The 21,442-nt window shown below is 46.9% G+C and carries 20 protein-coding genes and 2 pseudogenes; 7 read left to right on the forward strand and 15 right to left on the reverse strand.

Annotation, left to right across the window (positions count from 1 at the left end):
• The first annotated feature begins 89 nt into the window (after positions 1–89).
• The 3 genes from EXW96_RS05195 to EXW96_RS05205 all read left to right on the forward strand — a co-directional run bounded on the left by EXW96_RS05195 (position 90) and on the right by EXW96_RS05205 (position 2,952).
• Positions 90–542: a hypothetical protein gene (locus tag EXW96_RS05195; protein ID WP_254611219.1), complete on the forward strand. Its 453-nt coding sequence runs from the start codon at positions 90–92 to the stop codon at positions 540–542.
• A gap of 36 nt (positions 543–578) precedes the next feature.
• A complete protein-coding gene (locus EXW96_RS05200; protein WP_054819911.1) occupies positions 579–857 on the forward strand; it encodes a YxcD family protein in 279 nt (92 codons plus the stop codon).
• A 160-nt stretch (positions 858–1,017) separates the two neighbouring features.
• Positions 1,018–2,952 carry a glycosyl hydrolase family 18 protein gene (locus EXW96_RS05205; RefSeq protein WP_254611220.1) on the forward strand — a complete coding sequence of 645 codons (1,935 nt, stop codon included), beginning with the start codon at positions 1,018–1,020 and terminating at the stop codon, positions 2,950–2,952.
• Positions 2,953–3,036: 84 nt separating this feature from the next.
• On the opposite strand, the gene EXW96_RS05210 is transcribed toward EXW96_RS05205, so the two are convergent.
• The 8 genes and pseudogenes from EXW96_RS05210 to EXW96_RS05240 all read right to left on the reverse strand — a co-directional run bounded on the left by EXW96_RS05210 (position 3,037) and on the right by EXW96_RS05240 (position 10,471).
• Entirely contained in the window at positions 3,037–3,573 is a 537-nt protein-coding gene (locus EXW96_RS05210) for a phosphatase PAP2 family protein (RefSeq protein WP_174350037.1), read from the reverse strand.
• A gap of 283 nt (positions 3,574–3,856) precedes the next feature.
• On the reverse strand, positions 3,857–5,932 hold the full coding sequence (locus tag EXW96_RS05215; RefSeq protein ID WP_174350038.1) for a thioredoxin domain-containing protein: 2,076 nt from the start codon (positions 5,930–5,932) through the stop codon (positions 3,857–3,859).
• A gap of 81 nt (positions 5,933–6,013) precedes the next feature.
• On the reverse strand, positions 6,014–6,286 hold the full coding sequence (locus tag EXW96_RS28030) for a spore germination protein (protein ID WP_309225028.1): 273 nt from the start codon (positions 6,284–6,286) through the stop codon (positions 6,014–6,016).
• A pseudogene (locus EXW96_RS28260) lies at positions 6,272–6,430 on the reverse strand (spore germination protein); the annotation flags it as partial. The gene EXW96_RS28030 and the pseudogene EXW96_RS28260, both read right to left, overlap by 15 nt.
• A gap of 364 nt (positions 6,431–6,794) precedes the next feature.
• On the reverse strand, positions 6,795–8,315 hold the full coding sequence (locus EXW96_RS05225) for a tripartite tricarboxylate transporter permease (RefSeq protein WP_174350040.1): 1,521 nt from the start codon (positions 8,313–8,315) through the stop codon (positions 6,795–6,797).
• Positions 8,316–8,327: 12 nt separating this feature from the next.
• A complete protein-coding gene (locus tag EXW96_RS05230; protein WP_174350041.1) occupies positions 8,328–8,780 on the reverse strand; it encodes a tripartite tricarboxylate transporter TctB family protein in 453 nt (150 codons plus the stop codon).
• Positions 8,781–9,202: 422 nt separating this feature from the next.
• Positions 9,203–9,595: a (Fe-S)-binding protein gene (locus EXW96_RS05235; protein ID WP_302621099.1), complete on the reverse strand. Its 393-nt coding sequence runs from the start codon at positions 9,593–9,595 to the stop codon at positions 9,203–9,205.
• 48 nt (positions 9,596–9,643) lie between these two features.
• On the reverse strand, positions 9,644–10,471 hold the full coding sequence (locus EXW96_RS05240; RefSeq protein WP_217437249.1) for an MmgE/PrpD family protein: 828 nt from the start codon (positions 10,469–10,471) through the stop codon (positions 9,644–9,646).
• A gap of 366 nt (positions 10,472–10,837) precedes the next feature.
• Here EXW96_RS05240 and EXW96_RS05245 point away from each other — a divergent pair, with 366 nt between their 5' ends.
• The 4 genes from EXW96_RS05245 to EXW96_RS05260 all read left to right on the forward strand — a co-directional run bounded on the left by EXW96_RS05245 (position 10,838) and on the right by EXW96_RS05260 (position 14,155).
• Positions 10,838–11,260 carry a MarR family winged helix-turn-helix transcriptional regulator gene (locus EXW96_RS05245; RefSeq protein ID WP_174350043.1) on the forward strand — a complete coding sequence of 141 codons (423 nt, stop codon included), beginning with the start codon at positions 10,838–10,840 and terminating at the stop codon, positions 11,258–11,260.
• Between the two features lie 109 nt (positions 11,261–11,369).
• Positions 11,370–11,933, forward strand: a complete 564-nt coding sequence (locus EXW96_RS05250) for an FAD-dependent oxidoreductase (protein ID WP_174350044.1) — start codon at positions 11,370–11,372, stop codon at positions 11,931–11,933.
• A gap of 25 nt (positions 11,934–11,958) precedes the next feature.
• On the forward strand, positions 11,959–13,437 hold the full coding sequence (locus EXW96_RS05255) for an aldehyde dehydrogenase family protein (protein ID WP_174350045.1): 1,479 nt from the start codon (positions 11,959–11,961) through the stop codon (positions 13,435–13,437).
• 271 nt (positions 13,438–13,708) lie between these two features.
• Positions 13,709–14,155 carry a GreA/GreB family elongation factor gene (locus EXW96_RS05260; protein WP_062408770.1) on the forward strand — a complete coding sequence of 149 codons (447 nt, stop codon included), beginning with the start codon at positions 13,709–13,711 and terminating at the stop codon, positions 14,153–14,155.
• A 101-nt stretch (positions 14,156–14,256) separates the two neighbouring features.
• Here EXW96_RS05260 and EXW96_RS05265 read toward each other — a convergent pair.
• From EXW96_RS05265 to EXW96_RS05295, 7 genes and pseudogenes are all read right to left on the reverse strand, one after another.
• A pseudogene (locus EXW96_RS05265) lies at positions 14,257–15,296 on the reverse strand (FecCD family ABC transporter permease).
• Positions 15,293–16,318: a FecCD family ABC transporter permease gene (locus EXW96_RS05270; RefSeq protein ID WP_062408772.1), complete on the reverse strand. Its 1,026-nt coding sequence runs from the start codon at positions 16,316–16,318 to the stop codon at positions 15,293–15,295. The pseudogene EXW96_RS05265 and the gene EXW96_RS05270 overlap by 4 nt, the downstream one beginning before the upstream one ends.
• A 126-nt stretch (positions 16,319–16,444) precedes the next feature.
• Entirely contained in the window at positions 16,445–17,419 is a 975-nt protein-coding gene (locus EXW96_RS05275; RefSeq protein WP_174350046.1) for an ABC transporter substrate-binding protein, read from the reverse strand.
• Between the two features lie 97 nt (positions 17,420–17,516).
• Positions 17,517–19,160 (reverse strand): helix-turn-helix domain-containing protein, encoded by a 1,644-nt coding sequence (locus tag EXW96_RS05280; RefSeq protein WP_254611222.1) that lies wholly within the window; start codon positions 19,158–19,160, stop codon positions 17,517–17,519.
• Positions 19,161–19,253: 93 nt separating this feature from the next.
• Positions 19,254–19,565, reverse strand: coding sequence for an MFS transporter (locus tag EXW96_RS05285; RefSeq protein ID WP_174350047.1), 312 nt, complete (start codon positions 19,563–19,565; stop codon positions 19,254–19,256).
• Positions 19,566–19,704: 139 nt separating this feature from the next.
• The gene (locus tag EXW96_RS05290; protein WP_174350048.1) at positions 19,705–20,481 is read right to left on the reverse strand and encodes an IucA/IucC family C-terminal-domain containing protein; all 777 of its coding nucleotides are present in this window, start codon (positions 20,479–20,481) and stop codon (positions 19,705–19,707) included.
• Between the two features lie 86 nt (positions 20,482–20,567).
• The coding region (locus tag EXW96_RS05295; protein WP_174350049.1) for an IS4 family transposase at positions 20,568–21,442 on the reverse strand (875 nt) is incomplete at its 5' end.

Consider the following 21,442-nt stretch of genomic DNA (forward strand, 5'->3'; position numbering starts at 1 on the left):
TATTTTAACCTTTTCGTTTAAAATGTGAAACCATCGTCAACATTGATCGTATTACATCTTGAAAATACTATATATACTGGAGGATGCTCATGATGTGGAAGAAAAAATTGTCTATGATTCTGTTGGCTAGCGTGGTCGCTTTATCGTTTACAACGGTCACCCTGCCTGATCAGGCGGACGCCAAAAGATCATACAGCTCTTCGAAGAAAAGCTTCAGCCCAAGCTCGGGATCGACAACTCAAACGCCAAACAATAATATCAATCGAAACCAATCGACGACGTCCAACCAACAGGCTGGTACTACGGCAACGCAAAAACCCGGATTTTTCGGCGGCGGTTTGATGAAAGGCTTGATGATCGGCGGTCTGGCAGGCATGCTGTTCGGCGGCTTGTTCGGCGGTATGGGCTTCCTTGGCGAAATGCTCGGCATGATGGTCAACCTGCTTGCGATCGCGGCACTGGTTCTCATCGTGTTCCGTCTAATCGCATTCTTCAAGGACCGCAAAAAAGAAAAACTCAACGAAGAACCGAAGCGTTTGTAATGTATAAAACTCTGTTCAAAAGAGGTTAGCGCGCTAATGAGACTTTCGGAACAAGATATCATCAATGCCATTTGCCTGAATATTGCTGAACGCAAGCAAATTCAGCCCACGCAGGTTGAAGTGGAGCTCATGTGGGATGAGGATTTGGGCTTCTCGGCGGAAGTGCATGCGGAAGGACGCAGCCAAATTCTGATTGCCGCCAATATGCTGGAAGCGATCGAACGGTATCTGCTAAAGGAGTACAACATGCGGGTGTTCCGCGATCAAATCCAGCTTAACCTGGAAGACGAAATCGTTGCAGACATCGTACAATAACGGCAGCAGCCCCAGCCCCCTGTCAAGAAAATCTTGGCAGGGGGCTTTCGTTTATTTCACAATCTATTTTATCTATGAAAATACCCTATTCATTTCCAACGCAACTTATCACCCTCTTTTTACGTTTAATAGAGTAGACTTACTAGAAAGAGGTTGATCTATGTTGAAGCGCAAGGCATTGCTGTCCTTGTCGGTCTTGACCCTGTTCTTTTCTTCCACTGGCTCCGTAATGGCCGCAGACAAAACGACCAAGTATCGTGTCTATCAGGATACCCGCATCATACTGGAGACATCGGATTATAAATCTGCTGAAAATTACGCCAAAAACTATCATCGGAGCCATGTCGAGGACATCGCCACACGTCAATGGCTTTGGGATAATTATCCCCGCTACAAGGTTTACCAGCACGGCTACAGCTCAACCGCCTGGGAATTTGCCACGCGGGATGCGGCGATAAGGGAAGCCGCCAAATGGGGATTCTCCAGTGTGCGCGATTTGCAATCGGGCGGTTGGATTTGGAATAACTATCCGAAGTACCGTGTGTACCAAGGCGAAATCACGCTGGACCATTGGAAGTTTCAAACCTTGGCCGAAGCCATGGCCGAAGCCAAGAAATGGGCCAATTCCTACATCGTCGATTTGGATACAAACCGCTGGGTATGGGATAACGTAACGGAAAGCAGAAAATCGGAGCTTCGCCGTTCCGGAAAGAAGATATATCAGGTCTACCAAGGTACATACACCGCAGATAGCTGGAAGTTTGCATACCTTGGCGATGCGGTGAACGAATCGCTGAAATGGTCTAATTCTATCATTCGCAATGCGGAAAACGGTAAAGTCGTCTATTCCAACGTGAAACCTTACAAAGTATATCAGTACGATAACTTTCTTCAATCGTTTCTCAGCTTGAATGATGCGATCAATTATGCCAAGCTTTACGATCACACCAAAATCATGAACGACAATGCGCCGGCCGTGGGCGGCAAATCCGGTCCTATTTGGAATAATTATCCTTATTATCAAGTGTACCAAAACGATAAATGGATTGCCGATTTCTCTACGATACCTGCCGCTTTACGGTATGCCAAAGGCTATGCCAATGCTTCGATCCGCACTTACAGCGACGGAATAAGCATTTGGGATAACCTGCGCAAGCTGCAGTTCTGGGGTTGGAACGGCACCTCCAGCGATGCGACGATTCGCGCTCATGTCAACAACACTTCAGGGCTTGATGTCGTTTCGCCGACCTATTTCCAACTCGCGGACCCTACAGGGAACATCACGGATTCCTCGAACAAAGAAACCGTAGCTTGGCTCAAACGTCAGGGATATACCGTATATCCCCTTGTCGCAAACCAGTTCGATTCGGCGCTGACGACTCAGTTTTTGGCTAAGCCGGAGGCCCGCACCAAATTTATCAACGACCTGGTCAGCAAAGCGGTTGCTCTTGGCGCAGACGGGCTTAATATCGACTTTGAGAATCTGGCAGGTTCCGACAGAGACCGCTTCACCGCGTTTATGCAGGAGCTGACGCAAAAAGCACGTGCACAGAAGCTCATCATCTCGGTCGACCTGCCGCGCGGCAGCCTCAGCTGGAATGATAAAACGGCTTTCGATCACGAGAAGCTCGCAGGCATCGTTGATTACATCATTACGATGACCTACGATCATCATTGGAAGGGCAGCACCGAGCCAGGTTCGGTCGCAGGTCTTTCTTGGGTGGAGGAAGGCGTGAAGGAGTTTTTGTCCTACGGAATTCCAAGGGACAAGCTGATTATGGGGATTCCCTTCTACGTTCGGGAATGGCAGGTGGATTCCTCGGGCAAGCTGGTCAGCAACCGGGCCTTGTTCATGAAGGACCTGTCCAAGCTGATTGCCGAGAAGAAGGCGTCGATGACTTGGGACAGCCGGTTTAACCAATACAAGGTGGAGTACAAGCAGGACGGCTTCACCAACGTATTTTGGCTTGAAAATGAAGAATCGGTCAAAGCCCGTCTTGCCATTGCCAAGAAGTATGATCTGGGCGGTGTCGCCGCATGGCGATTAGGCTACGAGCCTCGTGAGCTCTGGAATGCCATGATACAAGAAAAATAAAATGATAAAAACGGACAACGTTTCCTCGTAAGGAACGGTTGTCCGTTTTTTCGATGTGCCGAAATCCGGTGACCGCCTGCTCAACTAATTCCGGTAGGAGCTTATGTAACGATAGCCGGAGCTTGCTGTACGCTTATCTCTGATGATCAGAAAAGCCGTCGAGATACAGAAAAGCCCCGCCAAATATCCCGCGGCAATATCGGTTATGTAATGAACGCCAAAATAGACCCGGCTGTATCCGACTCCGAGAATCATCAGTGCTCCGGCGGAAATGATAGCCCATTGACCCCATCGGGTTCGGATGCTGCGCACCAAAATATATGAAAGCATGCCGTATACTACCATGCCGACCGTCGCATTACCGCTTGGAAAGCTGAAGCCCGATGCGTCAATCCAGCCTTCATGGAGGGGACGCTCCCTCCCTACCCATAATTTGACCGCCGTATTGAGCAAGTACGCCGCGGCTACCGTGACCAATAATGCCACCGCTTCTTTTCTGCGCCGCAAAGCCCACACCATCACGGAACCCGCAATGGTAATAGCTCCGAAGGCCGCGGTTGAACCGAGAAGATTGACCGCACTAAGCCATATCGAAGGCCCGGACGAAGCATCGGCCGCCATATTCGCTTGGCCCCAAGCGTTCCAATCGGTTTACATCGTCTCGTAGTACCGACATCATGATCAAGGCAAATCCCATTGCGCTAACCAATGCAACCGCCACTGCCCATCTTTTTTTCTAATCAAGCCTATGACCTCTCCTTTGGTTTAGATTGCCATTTCTCTTAGAAATCGTACCGGAATCTATCAGGTTCGGTCAACCCCTGGTTACAGGATTTCCCGCATTCAGGGGCCTGAACATAAATAAGGCCGAGGAAATTTGATCCCTCGGCCTTGCAAGAACTCTTTATAAATTTAGCAGCTCCCGCAGCTCTTCAAGATCGCTTACCGGAGACTGGCATGCGTAATTTTCACACACATAGACCGTTGCCCGTCCACCTAGCGGCAGTTTATCCTGCACGAGCGGGATCAAACGTCCGGTCTCTTCAGCAACGGCCGGATCGGACGTTCGAAGAATCGTCAGCGCGTTCGGGAGGAATGACTGCCGCACCTCCCGGATCATCGCTTGGGTATCGTCCTTTACCGGATCTCCGGCGATCACGATTTCCGTCGGCGCTCCATACGCAAAGTCTACTGCCATCAGAAACAACGCATGACCTGAAGGATAGCGCTCCACCGATCCGGCGAAGGCTTTCAACTGCTGCTCTGCTTTTTGCGCCAATGCCGCATTGTAGGTGTAGCGCGACAGCTTCTGCAGGTTTAGCGCGGCAGCCGAATTTCCCGACGGCATAGCGCCGTCGTAGATTTCCTTCGGTCGCGTGAAGAGCTGTTCCCCGTCTTCTCCGTAAAAGAACAAGCCGCCCTTGGCTTCATCCCAGAACAACCGCAGCATCTCGTCATTCAGCTCTACCGCCTGACGGAGATAGTCTGGCTCAAACGTAGCCTCATAAAGCTCAATCAATCCCCATACCAGGAAGGCGTAATCGTCGGCATAGCCGAGATAAGCCGATTCTCCGTCACGGTAACGAGCTAAGAGCCTTCCATCCTCCCTGCGCAGCTTCGTCAATATGAAAGCGGCCGCTTTCTTTGCCGCATCGGCATACTCCGGGTTATCCAGCGCCTTGGCCGCTTTGGCCAAAGCCATGATCATCAGACCGTTCCAGGAGGTCAGAATCTTGTCGTCTTTATGCGGATGGATGCGCTGCTCACGGTGGGCAAAAAGCTTTTGACGGGAAGCCTCCAGCCGCTCTTTCAGCTCTGATTCGTCCAATTGCTTCAGGCGGGCCATGGTTTCTACCGTAGCGTGAATCAGGTTCGGGATGCTGTGCCCCTCGAAATTGCCGTCTTCCGTAATATCATAGACTTCGCAGTACAGCTCTCCCTCTTCCTCCCCGAGCACCTGCTTCACTTCTTGAGGAGACCAGACATAAAATTTCCCTTCCTCCCCTTCCGAATCCGCATCCTCCGCCGAGTAGAACCCGCCTTGGGGATCGGTCATATCCCTTAGCACATAAGCAATAATCTGCTCCGCCACGTCAGCGTACCACCGCTTTCCCGTCGCCTGATACGCTTCCACATACGTCATCGTCAGCAAAGCGTTATCGTACAGCATCTTTTCAAAATGCGGCACCAGCCACTTCTCGTCCGTAGAATACCGTGCAAAGCCATATCCGATATGATCGTACATGCCTCCGCGGAACATCGCATCAAGCGATTTCTCCACCATATGCAGCGCTTTCTCATTGCCCGTCCGTTTCCAATATCTCAGCAAAAACGATAAATTATGGCTCGTAGGGAACTTCGGCGCATCCCCAAACCCGCCGTAGCTTGAATCAAACATACGTTCATACATCTCGAACGCGCGATCCAGCAGCTCCTCCGATAAATCCCCCTCCAGATTGGCGATCAGCCGCTTCTGCGTCTCCTCCACAACCTGCTCGCCGATCTCGATCACCTTGTCCTGATTCTCCTTCCACTTCCCGGCGATTTGCGGTAAAATATCCATCAACCCATGACGCCCATATCTGCGGGCCTTGGGGAAGTACGTTCCGGCAAAAAACGGCTTCTTCTCCGGAGTCATGATGATCGTCAGCGGCCACCCCCCCTGTCCGGTCATCGCTTGACAAACGGACATGTACAGATGATCGACATCCGGACGCTCTTCCCGGTCCACCTTGATCGAAACATAGTCGCGGTTCAGCAGCTCCGCCACTTCTTCATCCTCGAACGATTCTCTTTCCATAACGTGACACCAATGACAGGTGGAATAGCCGATGCTCAGAAACACCGGCTTGTTTTCTTTTTTCGCCCGGTCGAAAGCTTCTTTTCCCCACGGATACCAGTCTACGGGGTTGTAAGCGTGCTGCAGCAAATAGGGAGATTTTTCGTTGGCCAGTCGGTTGGGTTTATGCTTTGTTGTCAAGAAGCATCGCCTCCTTGTTCCATTGGTTATTTTTGTTATTTGAAGCTTAGCATATTCTGCAGTAAAAAGAAAAACCCATGTTTAAAAAGCAAACAATCGCAGAAAGCGGAGCATTGTCGCATAATAAGGACGTGAATAATAGTCTTCTGCCGACTGGAATGATTCCAGCATGAGATGAGGCACAATGAAAACCGTTGTGCTTCCACCAATGAAAATAGCCGCTCTTCCTTCGAGCAAACGTGCGGCAACCACATCAGGCCTTTCGGTATTGGAGATTGTCGGGAAAATGGAGAACGGAGCATCCTCGATAAATTCTTCGATATATCCCACAAATCCTTCTCTGGGGCCGCGCACGGTGGTTTCGGTAACCGGTTCATCAATGCTCCGCATTTCCCATGCCCGGGCACCCGGAACATAAACGTAGTCTAAACCGTCAACAAACAAAATAGGATCCCCCTGCATCAGCAAGGCGATACCTTTTTTCATCGATCTCTCTTTTTTATACTGCTCATGCTAAGGACGTTTTTTTCAACATAGGTTAGCAGTTCTGTTCCTTTGATTTCTTGAAAATCAAGATTCATCAAGGGTTTAAGAACATTTTCGTTTACCGTGTTTTTTTTCGTATAAGCCGTCAATAGCGACTAAAAAAGCTTGGATCTCTTGCTTCTTGCCGATCGAAAAAGAACGAAACACGATGTCCGAGCTTTCTTGAAATAATTCTTGCATGTAGGAAACAAGTGAAAATGATTGCTCGGGGAAATAAGCCCAATGAATAGGATACGCAAGGGGGCAGGCGGATTGTTCATCCGCCTCTTTCATCAAAATAGACTTAAAACGTCCATTAAGGCCATTATTCCGAATTTTACCCTTCGTGCTTTGTTATTCTCCTATTCGTTACCGTTAATTTATATATTTTACTGATCACAGGCAAGCAAAGAATGAGAATGGTCAAGATCATAAAAGTTAAAGATAGCGGTCTTGTAAAGAAAATCGTCATATCGTTTTTGGAGATTAAAAGAGATTGCCTTAAGTTTGTTTCGATCATCTTGCCAAGGACAACAGCCAGAACGAAAGGCGTTAGCGGAAAGTCAAACTTTTTCATGAAATAGCCCAAGAGCCCGAATATCATCATTAAACCTATATCAAAAAAGCTGTTTGACAACGTATAAACACCTATAAAGCAAAGAGCGGCGATCAAAGGAATCAGGTACGGCTGCGCTTTCTTTATAAGAATAGCAAAAGCAGGTACGAAAGCTGTGTTTAAAATGAATAACAATACGTTCGCAAATACTAAACCCGCAATGACTGCCCAAACAAGATCTCCTGATTTTTGAAGCATTAACGGTCCCGGTTGTAAACCGAACATGACCAATGCGCCTAACAAAACAGCGGTTGTACCCGAACCCGGAATTCCCAAGCTGAACAGCGGGATTAGCGCCCCCCCAACGGAAGCATTATTTGCGGATTCCGGAGCACTTACGCCTTGTTCAGCACCTTTTCCAAATTCTTCAGGAGTTTTGGACAATTTCTTTTCTAAATTATAGCTTAAAAACGTCGCAATCGTAGCGCCGGCGCCAGGTAAAATCCCAACCAAAAAACCGATGATAGAGCCTCTCACGATACTCCATTTGTTCCTTAATATTTGCTTCACGGTCGGAAACAGTTCTCTAAAAGGAATCTTCCCTTTGTATTCTTCCGATTTTTTCGCCTTCTCCTCGATTAAAATCAACACCTCCGAGAGACCGAAAACACCGATCGCCACAACAACAAAGTCGATACCGTCCATAAGCTCGAAAAATCCGAATGTCAAACGGTTAATACCTTGAATGGAATCGGAGCCGATCATGGAAATTAATAATCCTAATCCCATGGCGATCAGACCTTTGATTAATTTTTTGTCGCCCAGACCGCTTGTGGCAATTAATGCAAATAACATGAGCGCGAAATATTCAGGGGAGCCAAAAACATATGCCCATTTGGCCACATACGGCGTTAAAAATATCAATCCGATAAAACCGATCGTCCCGCCGATAAATGATCCAATCGCACTTAATGCCAGCGCAATGCCGGGCTTGCCTTTTTTGGTCAATTGGTAACCGTCCAAAGTCGTTACTGCCGACGAGGCATCGCCCGGTACATTAATTAAAATGGAAGTAAGGCTTCCTCCATACATCGATCCCTGGTAAATGCTCATGAGGAGCGTTAGTGCGTTGAGCTCGCCGATGGTGAAGCTTAGAGGCAGAAGCAGGGCTACTCCAGCCGTTGGACCAAGCCCGGGGAGCGCGCCGACCAATGTTCCGATAATTACCCCGAGAACGCACCAAAAAATAACCTGTGGGTCCAATATATTCATAAAACCTTGCAGTAATAGTTGTAATTCCATTCACTTCACCTTCTACCCCAATATCCCTTTCGGCAAATTTAGTCCGAGCCAAACATCAAAAATGAAATAAATGCATACCGTAGCTGCCGCACTGAAAATGGCCGCTCTTACCCATGACAGTTTTTCGACCATAACCAAAGTCACAAGCAGAAATAAACCTATGGTTAACTCCATTCCTAAATAATCACCGGCCCACAAAGAGAAGGCCATCATTACCATTAAAAAACACTGCTGCCAAACGGTTGATTTTAAGACCGGCTCCTTTTGGGGATATCGTCTTCTTTTCAAAATCAACTCTACTAAATAATAAATAATCAAAGCGATCAAAATGATGATCAGGATTCTCGGAAAAAAACCGGCACCCATTAATCCGTTTTTTATTAAGAACGGGAGTTTCATAGATTGCACAAAAAAAACCAACATAAGTATTAACAGTGAAGCGCCAAATATAATTTCAACTAACATTTGTCCTCCCTTTTTCTTTTACGTCATGATGAATCAAGTGTAAACCCTATTACGCAGGTGTTAAATTCATGCAGAAATACAAAAAACGAAGTCACCCTCCTTCAGGATCACATCTCCGGTTGTCCGGTCGAATTATTTCATATTATTCACATGTATTTAGTATGGATTAATGTTTGTTATGATAGCATCGCCAAAATCTTCTGTCAATACCGATGTTACCCTTTTCATCGACCTCCGGCGATTCCGCTCCTCACTTGATTACCTCTATTATAACAGGTGTCGTAATTAACATTTTTAACATAAAGAAAGCTGTCGAGACTTTCTCGACAGCCTGACCTGTTCCGAAGAACAGGCCGGATTTGTTCATCAAATCCCTTTTTGGAGGATTCGATCTGTTGCAATTTTTCTTTTCCATCACGAACTTATTTGGGCATTCGTTCATATAAAAAGTCAACGATGTGCACGGCTTGCATTTTGTCCGTAAGATCGGCCCTTTCAATGCCAAGTTTCATTTGCAGCAAACAGCCGGGATTGCTGGTAAGCAGATATTGGGCGTCTGTTTTCCTCGCATTTTCCATTTTATGGTCGAGAATTTGCGCTGCCATATCCGGATGAACCAGGTTGTATATTCCTGCTGAACCGCAGCATTGGTCAGACTGGGGCAACTCTACGAACTGAACGTTTTTGATGCGTTTCATGAGTTGGCGCGGCGCAGCGGATGACCGCATCACGTTGCGCAAATGGCAGGAATCCTGGTAAGTAATTTTTTCCCCAGGCCATGCCGCAAATTCAGGTACTCGTCCTTTTTCCAGCAAAATCAGGCTGACGTCCTTGACACGGGAGGCAAACCATTAACGCCTTTATTAGGAAGCATCCGGTATAATCCGCTCCATCTGGCTCAAATTTTTGCCGAATAGCCGGGTGACCCGAAGTTTTTGCGCGAGCCGCCTGAACCCCGACTTTAGATAGATTTGCAAAGCCAAGCCGAGCATGCGCATCTTGTTCTGGCGGGGGAACAGATAACGGAACATCCACGTGCGCATCCACTTGACCCATCCGCGATGTTCGGCGTGCTGCCCGATTATATGATACGGCTTCGTCATCGTTCCGAAGTTTATTTTTAACCCCGACATCATAGAGCTTGCCAGTCCGAATACCTTTTTAAATTGCATTTGATCAAATCCATACAATTTCCCTGCGGCTGCCGCAGCACCAATCACACCGAGTGTCGCGCTGGGATGCCACCCTCTGATGTTATGGGATGGATTGAAATAATTTCTCAGCTTTGTCATGACTTCTACCCCGACGGCAAAAGCCGTAATCAATTCTCTGCCGGTTTTGTTCTCAGCTTCGCAAACAGCCAGAACGGCAGCGTATACCGGTAAACTGGGGTGGCCTCTCAAACCCGCATGTACATCGTCGAAATCAATGGCATGACCCATGGTGCCATTTAGTAATACCGCTAAAGTTTCGGATGTTTTAAAACCATACCCCAGGACAGTGGATTTCGGAGCCGCAGATTGTTGTTTTACCCACTCAACGAGTATTTTGGTGACAGGCTCTTCATACCCTGTGAAAATAACGCCATGCGTATCAATAATCGCTTTTTTGGCATTTTCCACCACTTCCGCAGGCAAATCTTCATATCCAATCGAGCTGCAAAACCGACTTACATCGTCCATAAAGGCCATTATTCCGGCACGCCCTCGTCGTACTTTTGTATTCTCTTTTTGGCAACGGTTATTTCATATATTTTTTTGATCACAGGAAAGCAAAGAATGAGAATGGTCAAGATCATAAAAGTTAAAGATAACGGCCTTGTAAAGAAAATCGTCATATCGTTTTTGGAGATTAAAAGAGATTGCCTTAAGTTTGTTTCGATCATCTTGCCAAGGACAACAGCCAGGATGAGAGGCGTTAGCGGAAAATCAAACTCCGTTTTGCAGCATTTCACAATGGACCATAAGAAAAAATGTGAAAAAAAATTGACATCAAAAATTTTGCATAATATAATGTATCTGTAACAACTGTTGTTATAGCAACAAGGAGGTGGTTGTTTGAAGTTGTTAGATGAATATATCAGCATTTTTATTCACCAGACCGACTTAACCTTGACCAGTTACATTAAAAAGCAATTGGCTCCATACAACCTGGCGCCTGAACAAAATCTGGTTATGATGCTTCTTTGGGAGAAGGATGGCCTTACCCAAAATGAAATTGCGGAACTGCTCGTAAAGGATAAAACCAATGTTGCACGGATGTTGTTTAATCTTGAACAAAAAGGATTTATCCGAAGAGCATGTCCGAAAAACGACCGTCGATCATTGATCGTTTATTTGACGGAAGAAGGAAAACAACTCGGCAATCACATTATTCCTCTCACTGAGAAGTTTAATGAGTTGGTAAAAAATGAGATTACAAATGAAGAATTAAAGGAACTAAAAAGAATCCTTACAAAGATAAGCCATAATGTCACATAAAATCCTGCATATCGCTGCCATCATGCAGCTCTTGTATATTCATATAGAGACTTTGCGAGCACTAAAGTTGCTATAACAACCATATACTCATTAGAGGGAGTGTCGAACGATGTACGATATTGCTGTTATCGGTGCAGGCCCTGCCGGAGCAACCGCTGCACTCTTTGCCGCTAAAGCCGGTAAAAAAACGTTATTGATTGATAATGACAAAACCATGACGAAAAGAGCTTGGGTTGAAAACCATTATGGCGTACTCGAAATCTCAGGACCCGGGCTTGTAGAAACAGGAAAAAAACAGGCAAGCAAATTGGGGGCGGAAATGGTTACAGCTACAGTGGATAATATTACGGAAACAGAAACAGGTTTTAAAATTCATTTGGACAATCAAACCGTTGAATCGAATCAAGTGATTTTGGCTACGGGCGTCCTAACTGATCTGGCCGAAAAAATTGGCTTGGCCACAAAAGAAGGCACAGAACCGCGCATAAAGAAAGTGATCTCCGTCGACAGCCATGGTAAAACAAACAAAAAAGGCATTTGGGCGGCAGGAACTGCAGCAGGGGTAAGCGTTCATACCATTATCACAGCCGGCGATGGCGCGAAAGTGGCGATTAATGTCATAAGTGAGTTAAATGGCGAACGTTATGTTGACCATGATGTACTTAAGTCTTAATTTAATTTAGAAAGAGGGTTATTTTATGGTGAATCAACCGGTTGTTGTTCATGCGATCATCAATGGCGAGAAAGTCGAAACAGATAAACAGTATTCCCGCGAGAATCCGACGAACCCCAACGAAATTGTCGGCTACGGCCCTGTGAACACACGCGAGGAGGCCATTGAAGCCATTGAAGCTGCGGCAGCGGCTTTCCCCGATTGGAGCAAGACACCCATCGAGGAACGTATTGCACGGATGCAGCGCGCCATTGCAAAGCTAAAAGATGCTAGCCCGGAAATTTCGAAGCTTCTGTCCCGTGAGCATGGCAAACCTCTGTACGATGCAGAAGGTGAGCTTGCGATTTCCCTGATGTGGATGGAATATGCCTGCAACACGGCTAAGGAAGTGCTTAAAGATCAGGTACAGGAGCATGAGAACGGAAAAACCATTATTTCCAAAGATGCGATAGGTGTCGTTTCCGCCATAACACCATGGAATTATCCGCTCTCCCTTTCGACCATTAAAATCGCTCCGGCGCTGTTGGCGGGCAATACCATGGTGCTCAAGCCGAGCCCCCTTGCCCCGTTGGCTGTAAGCAAAGTCATTGAGATGATTGCAGCCGAGTTTCCGGCAGGCGTGCTTAACATGGTCCACGGCGAATCGGATGTGGGAGTGGAACTGACCTCTCATCCCAAGGTTTCCAAAATCGCATTCACCGGCGGAACCAAGACGGCAAAAGCCATCATGAAAGCCGCGGCAGATACTATTAAGGATATGACATTGGAATTAGGCGGAAATGATGCGGCGATTATTCTTTCTGATTTCGACGTGAACGATGAACGTGCGATGCGCCGCCTCGTGATCTCAAACTTCCTTACTGCCGGACAAATTTGTATGATTGCGAAAAGAATCTATGTCCATCGCTCAATTTATGACAAATTCGTGGAGAAATATATTGAGGCGGCGAACAAGTGGATTCGGGTGGGCGATCCCTTTAACCCGGACGTTACCGTTGGCCCAGTGAATAACGCTGGTCAGGTTAAGTTTGTACGGAGCTTAATCGACGATGCTCAAAACCGGGGTGCCCAAGTGATCAAGTTGGGACGTATTCTTGATCCGGAACTGTTTGAAAAAGGTTACTTCCTGCAACCGACTGTCGTATTGGGAGCCGGATACCATGACCCTATCGTCGTGGAAGAACAGTTTGGTCCCACCGTCCCGATCCTGCCCTTCGATGATGATGACCAAGCCATCTCCTTAGTCAATGACAGTATTTATGGTCTGACGAGCTCCGTATGGGGCGAGGAAGAGCATGCCCTTAGGGTAGCACGGCGAATCGAAGCAGGTACAACCATGATTAACACCGCTGCCGTACAGGGACTTGACGTTCGTTTTCCATTCGGCGGGGTTAAGCAGTCCGGCATAGGGCGTGAATATGGTCCGGAAGGCATTCTCTCCTATGTCGAAACTCACGTCATTAACATACCAAAGGTCGGCGAATTGCCTTATATTCCCGAATAACCATTTCCTTTTTATAAGCATGTCGTGGCTTCCTGCCTCGACATGTTTTTCTGTTTATGTTTCACTCGGAAATGAAGGAATCGTGATTGCTTTCCGGATCGGCTGCCAGGTTTGGCCGGATTTAAAATGATTGGATTTACCAGCAAGATTTGGTACAATAATCTGAAGGTCTCCCTTATGGAGACCTATATTTACATGGGAGGGATTTCGATGGTAAGTGGCTTTAACTTCAGAGTATATGGTTTGCTTCGTAAAGGAGGGGAAATCTACTATGAACCATAGTCTTATGTATCAAGGTTCCCGGCTGCAACTGGTGAATCAGCTGGTTTATTTTGACGATGAAAAGCTGAATTTCCTCAACCAGTATTTCCCTGAGCCTAACCAAAAACGCCGCAATGTGGAGAAGACAATATCAGTATATTGTTCGACGCTTGAAAGGATTATCAAGGATCTAACCGAAGAAAATCTGAATTCCATGGCGCTCATAGGAAGCCAAGTAGATTTGCGATATCTGGACGATGGATCAACGGAATCTCTTACGATTGTATTCCCGCATCGGACGGATCCCAATAAAAACCTGATATCTTTCTTATCTCCTATAGGCTTTCAACTGCTGATGGCACAAACCAATGAAAACTATCAGCTTGTGATACCTTCCGGCGAAACCTTGGTAAGAGTGGAAAATATTAAGTTTGTTAATCACGGCGATGTACATTAACGGTTATGAGATTTAGAAGAGCAGACCTGGCAATTGGGCACGCTGCTTTTCATAAAAAAAAGTCAGCTAGTGCAAAAACTGGCTGGCTTTTTGTGCATATTTTATTTATTGCGATTTCTATAAAGCAGATAGATAAAGAAGGGTGCACCTACACCCGCAGTAAACACGCCCGCGGGAATATCGAGTGGGAGAAAAGCCGTTCTGCCAAACGTATCGGCAATCAGAAGCATCAGGCTGCCAATAAGAGCCGCTACCGGAATTAAGCCGCCAAACGAAGCGCCTACGAGCTTTCTGGCGATATGCGGAGCAATTAAGCCGATAAATCCAATCGCTCCGGCTACGGCCACGGCTGAACCCGCCAACGCCACGCTGATGAACAGCAGCATTAATCGGTGATGCTGAACAGGAGCCCCTAAAACCATCGCAATATCGTCCCCCAGCTCTTGAACATTGATGTGTCTGGAATAAATCAGGGCCAGCGGAATAAAATAATCAACCAAGGCAGCAAAGCATACACATTATCCCACGATGCACCGTAAATACTTCCGGTTAACCAAATATAGGCCTGACCGGCTGCTTTAATGGGGCTGAGAACGATCATTAGCATGGTTAAAGAGCTTGTCGCCGCTGAAATCCCAATCCCAATCAGCACCAGCCTTGTTGGAGTAACTCCTTTATTCCATGCCAGCAAATAAATAACGATCGAGACCAAGCCGGCCCCCAAAAAAGCTGCTACCGGGAGCCACTGGATGCTTACCGTCCCCGCAAAATAGGTAATAAACGCCACTGCCGCAAATGTGGCCCCTCCTGTAATCCCGACAATATCCGGCGAGGCCAGCGGATTGCGGATAATGCCCTGAAGGATCGATCCGGAAACCCCCAGAGCCGCTCCGACCAATACAGCCAGAATAATACGGGGAAGCCTTAACGTCCCAATAATCAGCAAATTCACGGCCGTCCCTTGCCCAAGGATCGTTTTGTACACGTCCGCCAGAGAAGTACCCTTGTTGCCCAGCCCGATACTCATCATCAATACAAATAATAACAATAACGTTAACACGGAGAGCACAATCATCGTTTTCTTCTGTACAAGAAAAGAAAAGCGCCCCGTTTTGCTTCGAAAAACAACCAGCCGCTTCATTGCGAAACCCCTTTCGAGCGAAACCCCTTCCTGGCAATGTAGATAAAAAATGGCACTCCGATTAATGCCGTCATTACTCCGATCGGCAGCTCTCCAGGCATAATCACAAAACGAGCGACGATATCTGCAAGCAGCAACAAGATAGCCCCCAGTACTGCGCTGTAAGGAATAATCCAGCGATAATCAACACCCACCAGAAAGCGGGCAATGTGCGGAATAACGAGACCTACAAAGCCGATGGAACCGGCAACCGCAACAGAGCTGCCCGCCAATAAAATGACCGTAACAGCAATCGATATTTTCACAAGGCCTGTTCTTTGCCCCAATCCTTTGGCAATATCCTCTCCCGAAGAAAGAATGTTGACAGGCTGTGCCAGTACCAACGCGGCGATCCCGGCGAATATCATGTACGGCAAGACCGGAATTAACCCCTCGGCCGATTTGCCTGCGACAGAACCGGCTAACCAAAACAACACATTTTGCAAGCCCGTTTCATTGACAACCAGCATCCCTTGAGTAAAAGAAGTAAACAAGGCTGTCATCGCCGCGCCGGCTAGTACGATTTTAATCGGAGTCATGCCGTCCCGACCCAGAGAACCGAGGTAATAAACGGTCAAAGCGGCAATACCCGCTCCAAAAAAGGCGACCCATACCAATTGATCCAGGGAAGAGACCGGGAGAAAGGCTAACGCCATTACCACAAAAAAAACGGCACCCGAATTAATGCCGAAAATACTTGGAGAAGCCAAAGGATTCCGGGTCAACGCCTGCATCAGAGCGCCCGCAACGGCTAAATTCCCCCCTATCATAGCGGCAAATAAAGCGCGGGGTAACCGTGTCGTTTGGATAATCACATGTTCGTCCGATGACATATCATAATGGATAAACGACTCGATAGCCGTGAGAAAGCTGATTTTCGTTGTTCCCAGCACGATACTCAGTATAAAAGAAATAACAAGGATTAAAATACCAAACACCAAACCCGAAGCTTTTAAAGATGTCTGGTGTAATAATGGACTCACAAAGACCCTCCTCTTTGAGGTTTCATTCTCTCCACAGCCTTCATGAAACGAAGCGGAATTTAAGGAAGAAACTTCTTAGAGGCTGTTGATCCCGTCGTTGTTCAACAGCCTCCTCATCAAAATATGCTATTTTAAACCATAGAATTCATAGAGATCATTTACCATCTCCATAGCCGCTAACGGGCCGGAGCCGTTATTCCATACCGCCGTATCCACCTCGAATACTCTGTTGTTTTGAACGGCTTTTAATTTTTTCCACAGCGGATGCTCGCTCCATGCTTTTCTCAAATCCAGTCGGCCGTCATCTCTTGTCGTACTCGTCTGATCAAATATAATGTCTGCATCCATTTGCGGAATACTTTCCTTTGATGTGAGCTGGACTCCCCATTCCGTTCCCCTCTGGCTGGCTGGCCGGGCGATTCCCAACTCGTCCAAAACGAGAGCTGAAAATCCGGTATAAACAATTCGGGCATGATCTACCCGGAAGTCAACGATGCCGGCTTCCAATTTTAATTTATCGCCCATTTTCTCCTTAAAATCGGCTACCTTCCGATTCCACTCTTCCAGAAATTTTTTCTCTTCATCCTTTTTGTTTAAAGCTTCTGATGTCAGAGCCAACGTATCCTTCCACAAATGAACCTCTTCTGTCATGACTGTTGGCGCGATGGCCGATAATTGCTTATAAATCTTCTCATGGCGTGTCTTGGAAGCGATAATCAAGTCCGGCTGAATTGAAGCCAATTTTTCCAAGTCCGGCTGGTTTTCCGAACCCAGGTTAGTTACCCCTTCCATCTGGGCTCTGATGTAATTGTACCAGGGTTGTTCGATCCAGGATTCAACGGCTCCCACAGGCTTAACTTTCAGCGCCAAGGCAGCGTCCGTAGCCCCTTGAAACAGGGTGACCACGTTTTTAGGCGTGCCTTTAATTTCAGTCGTGCCCATGGCATGTTGAACGACTCTGGCGTCCTGATTTTCGGTTTCTGGTACTTGTGGCGGCTGAGAAGCCTCTCCCCCCTGCTGATTCCCCCCGCAGCCGGCGATCACGAGCATCAATACGAACATCGCCGCCAGCATCAATACTAATTTTTGGCGTCTAACCATTTGTGTACCTCTCCTTTTTCTTGGTGTACCTATTAATGATATTGATTCTTATTCTCATTATAAGGATGTACCACATAATGAACATGGAGATTTTTGATCACTTTTTGGACAATACAGATCTTTCTGCAGCGGCATCTGCCATCAACAGCTGGTGCATTTTGTCCAGAAATAAATCATGTGACAGAGGATTATAGCTTGTATAAAGATGCTGGCTGTCATACATAAAATAAACTTTTTTGTTCCTGACCGCTTTTAGCGCATGCCATTGTTTGTTGGCATATAACGCGCATACTTCATTCCGGATGGCCTGATCCATATGTGCAGTACCATCGTGCCTGTAGCTGGTTAACAGGATACGATCCGCATCAAACTCCAACAAATCCTCCAGCAATATCTCCTTATAGTGAGCAATCCCCGATACACCTTTGGGAGCGGCCAACCCTAAATCGCCATAAAGAACCGACCCCATGTTTCGCAGACCATACACGCACATTTTCCCTTCGCCAATGCCAACAATTAAGAAGGTTTCATCTCCTATTTTGCTTTTGATTTGTTTTCGGATCGTGTCTGCTTTCCAATCGTAACGCTCCAGCCAATCGTTTGCTTCCTTTTCTTTGCCGACGATCTTTGCTATCGTCTGAAAATGAACTCTCCAGTCTTTGGAAAAATGAAGCGTTATCGTCGGTGCGATTTGATTAAATATTCTCTCCTTCGGTGATTTTTCCACTTGGCGGGAACCGCTCGCCACAATTAAGTCCGGCTTGGCGGTCATCAGTCTTTCCAAATCGGGATTGAAGTGGCCGACGGCTATGGTGTTGCGTAACCGGGTAGTGATGGGGTAAGCGTTATTGATGATAGCGGCATAAGGCTCGATGTCCAGCGCAATCAAATGACCTGTAGTTTGATGATTAAGCGAAGCAATTTTACCGGAATATTTGATTTTTTTCACATAATTCATCGGCGAGCAGCCTGTTTCTGCCTTAAACTTGCGGCTGAAATAAAATTCATCGCTAAAGCCGACGCTTTGGGCAATCGAACGAAACGATTCACCGGACTGGACCAGCAATTGCTTGGCTTGATTAATCCGGATTTCAGTCAAAACTTTCATCGGACTTTTTTTAACCTGTTTTTTGAAGGCCCGCGAGAAATAATCCGCACTCAAACCTGTCATTTCAGCAAGCTTTTCCCGGGTTATGTTTAAAGGATAGTACTGTTCCATATAATCTAATGTAAGACGAATCGCTTGCTGCAAATCCGACTTCTCTTCCTGAATGGTATCCTTGAATAGCGTGATGATCATTTCTTGAAACATAATATTCGCTTTCATGGCATCCCAGCTATTGTCACTACGATGTTTTATCTCCATCTTTTGAACCATGTCGATCAGAAACTGAAAATGCGAAGCAAACAGTTCATCCGGACATTTCAATTCCGCAAGAACGAAATGCCCCCGGCCCGCAGGCCGCAGCGCATAAAACCGTATGTAATAATAATCCGCCTGCTCATTTTGAATGAACAGTTTGACATAGGTGCCGGGAGATACGATAAAAATCTTCTGCCGCTGCAAGGAATAGCTCCGTCCGTCGATGACAATGCTTCCTTCGGCTTCCTTAAAAAGCAGCATGCCGTACAACGAATGATCATGTTGAAATATGGACTCATTCGAGTTTACGTGTTGAATATCTTCCAGTCTAAACTGGCAAGCAGCGAGCTGCATTGAAAGATGTGAGCCGTTGTCCATTTGTACTCGTCCTTTTTCGTGAATAATAATCATTCTCATTATATATGATTTCGACAAATCTTTCCCGATTTCCTTGTTCGGATCCGTTTTTTATTATTCCTTCAGAACGGCTGCATCGGCAACGATTTTTCTTGCAACCGTCTGGTTGATCAGCAAGAGAACGGCGGAAAAAATAAAAATCATCGGCAAACCAAAATAAGACGCGACCACCCCCATCCCCATGGACCCTACCATACCTCCCAGAAACAAGGCACAATGGGAATAGCTGAATGTACGGCTTTCCATGCCATTCGGCGCATAGCGACGAATCAGGACATGGATGGAAGGGGTCATGCCGCCAAGGAACACACCCGTACAGAATCGCAGCACAATGAGCTGCCATAATTCCTGAACGATGCTTGGCACGGATGAGCATTAATTTACGTCCATACCGGTCTCCAAGCTTTCCCCATACCAATGAAAAAATAAAAGTGGTCAGCAGGTTTGCCCCGAAAATAAGGCCCGACCATATACGGACTTCTTCAGTGTCAGTGAGTCCTAATTGCTACAAATGCTTCACCTTTGGACAGTTTGAACAGTAGCCTTCGTCAGGAGAAACTTTATAGTAGAAACAGCATGTCTTTCGCATACGAACCGGTTGAACTGCAGAAGAAATCGTACATGCAGGATAGTAATACCTTGCCATTGGATTATCCGTTTCCCCGAATAAGGTCCCGGGCGCTGTACTAATCAGATATTTGAAATCCTCCTGTATGCGCTTGTTTTCCTGTAAGTCGGACCCTTCCCCCATTCGTTTCTCATAGAGCGAATATAAACGAACAGCCGTATTTTCCCATAAAATAGCCATTGGAATATCGGCGGCCTCCGAAATGGAACGCCACAGTTTTGCCAAATGCCCCGCGAACAGATTTCTTATCGTTTCATCGCGCCATTCATCGCGCTTCCCTGCCGCAGGTTCGTTCACCTGCAAATCTGGCGCGCATAGACGGGCCGACCACGATTTTTTGAGCGTTGCGGACGATTCAAGAAGGCTGTTTTCAATAGATAAATCCAATCCTTTATTATATATCGTCATAGCGTATAACCCGGGAGCAAGGGTTAAAAAAGCATACCTCTTGGCGAATTGCGAGGCGGTAATCATTCTTGACGGAGACTGGAGAACCATAGTTAATTCATCCAAGTAGGACGCACATTTTTCACCGTCAAGCAAATCGACGATTCGGATCGAACTCGTGAAATGGGGTGACTGCTCTATGGAAAAATAAAAATTTTTTATTACGTATTCCAATTCCCCCACTTCAAGCCGGGACTGCGTTTTCACCTGATTTCCTCCCTATGTCACGCTGCTTCGCATGGAGCGGATTCACAGCCGTGCCGTTGGTCATGATACTGATTATTATTATTAACTCAACTTTCGCAGCATGAAATGGGCAAACAAGCCTTAATGTAGTTGGGTAAAGCGGCAATCCATTGCTGGAGTTGACGTTGAATCAGAGCCGAAAGCTTTTTTCCTGCTTTCGTTGCGGTTTCGTTGATCAGATCGAGCAGTTGCTGCAAGGCGATCGCCCAGTCCAACGTGCCAACTTCGTCGCACAAAACATAAAACAAGCCGCCGAACGAGCGAGCATCTGTACTTTGCCGGTGCTGCCATGCCAGCAGAATATAGCGTGAAAACACAATGGTCGTATGGCTAATCAGCAAATCATAGGAGCGACCTTGAAACTCTTTCTGCAAACGAAGCAGCGACTTGGTGCACTTGAAGAAGACCTCGATGTCCCAGCGGATCCCGTAAATACGGATCACGTCCTCCACGGAGAGGGAAAGATCCGTCGACAGTACCGCGAGCCATTCATTCTTCTTCGTACGATGACGGACGAATACCACGCGAACCGGTATGCCGGGGGCAAGCTCGGTTTGAATCGAACGGAGGATGCCCCGTTTCTTACTCTGCACCGGAGACGCTGCCGCATATAGTTCTTTGAGCGACAGCTTCCGGCCTTGAACAAGGAAACGCTTATTGTCGTTCTTGACCATGCCGATCACGTCGAGCCCGCGAGAAACGATTTCGCCAATGAGGGGCGCGTGCGTGAACCAACTGTCCATCAAGACGTAGGAGGCCGTGGCTCCAGCGGTAAGCGCACGATCCAACATCGATACGATTACCTGCGGAGCCGGCAGGAGTGCTTCTTGACGTCGCTTATAGCCGTTCGTCCGTTTGTCGATCTTCTCGTTCATGCCGTTAATGGCAGATTTGCTGGAACTGAGCAGTGTGAAGTCCAGCG

The organism is Paenibacillus sp. JMULE4, from assembly GCF_013337105.1.
Classification (GTDB): domain Bacteria; phylum Bacillota; class Bacilli; order Paenibacillales; family NBRC-103111; genus Paenibacillus_G; species Paenibacillus_G naphthalenovorans.

Coding starts and splice junctions, on each gene's coding strand:
- EXW96_RS05195 (WP_254611219.1), top strand. CDS start 90: ATGATGTGGAAGAAAAAATTGTCTATGATTCTGTTGGCTAGCGTGGTC.
- EXW96_RS05200 (WP_054819911.1), top strand. CDS start 579: ATGAGACTTTCGGAACAAGATATCATCAATGCCATTTGCCTGAATATT.
- EXW96_RS05205 (WP_254611220.1), top strand. CDS start 1,018: ATGTTGAAGCGCAAGGCATTGCTGTCCTTGTCGGTCTTGACCCTGTTC.
- EXW96_RS05210 (WP_174350037.1), bottom strand. CDS start 3,573: ATGGCGGCCGATGCTTCGTCCGGGCCTTCGATATGGCTTAGTGCGGTC.
- EXW96_RS05225 (WP_174350040.1), bottom strand. CDS start 8,315: ATGGAATTACAACTATTACTGCAAGGTTTTATGAATATATTGGACCCA.
- EXW96_RS05230 (WP_174350041.1), bottom strand. CDS start 8,780: ATGTTAGTTGAAATTATATTTGGCGCTTCACTGTTAATACTTATGTTG.
- EXW96_RS05240 (WP_217437249.1), bottom strand. CDS start 10,471: ATGGCCTTTATGGACGATGTAAGTCGGTTTTGCAGCTCGATTGGATAT.
- EXW96_RS05250 (WP_174350044.1), top strand. CDS start 11,370: ATGTACGATATTGCTGTTATCGGTGCAGGCCCTGCCGGAGCAACCGCT.
- EXW96_RS05255 (WP_174350045.1), top strand. CDS start 11,959: ATGGTGAATCAACCGGTTGTTGTTCATGCGATCATCAATGGCGAGAAA.
- EXW96_RS05260 (WP_062408770.1), top strand. CDS start 13,709: ATGAACCATAGTCTTATGTATCAAGGTTCCCGGCTGCAACTGGTGAAT.
- EXW96_RS05275 (WP_174350046.1), bottom strand. CDS start 17,419: ATGGTTAGACGCCAAAAATTAGTATTGATGCTGGCGGCGATGTTCGTA.
- EXW96_RS05280 (WP_254611222.1), bottom strand. CDS start 19,160: ATGGACAACGGCTCACATCTTTCAATGCAGCTCGCTGCTTGCCAGTTT.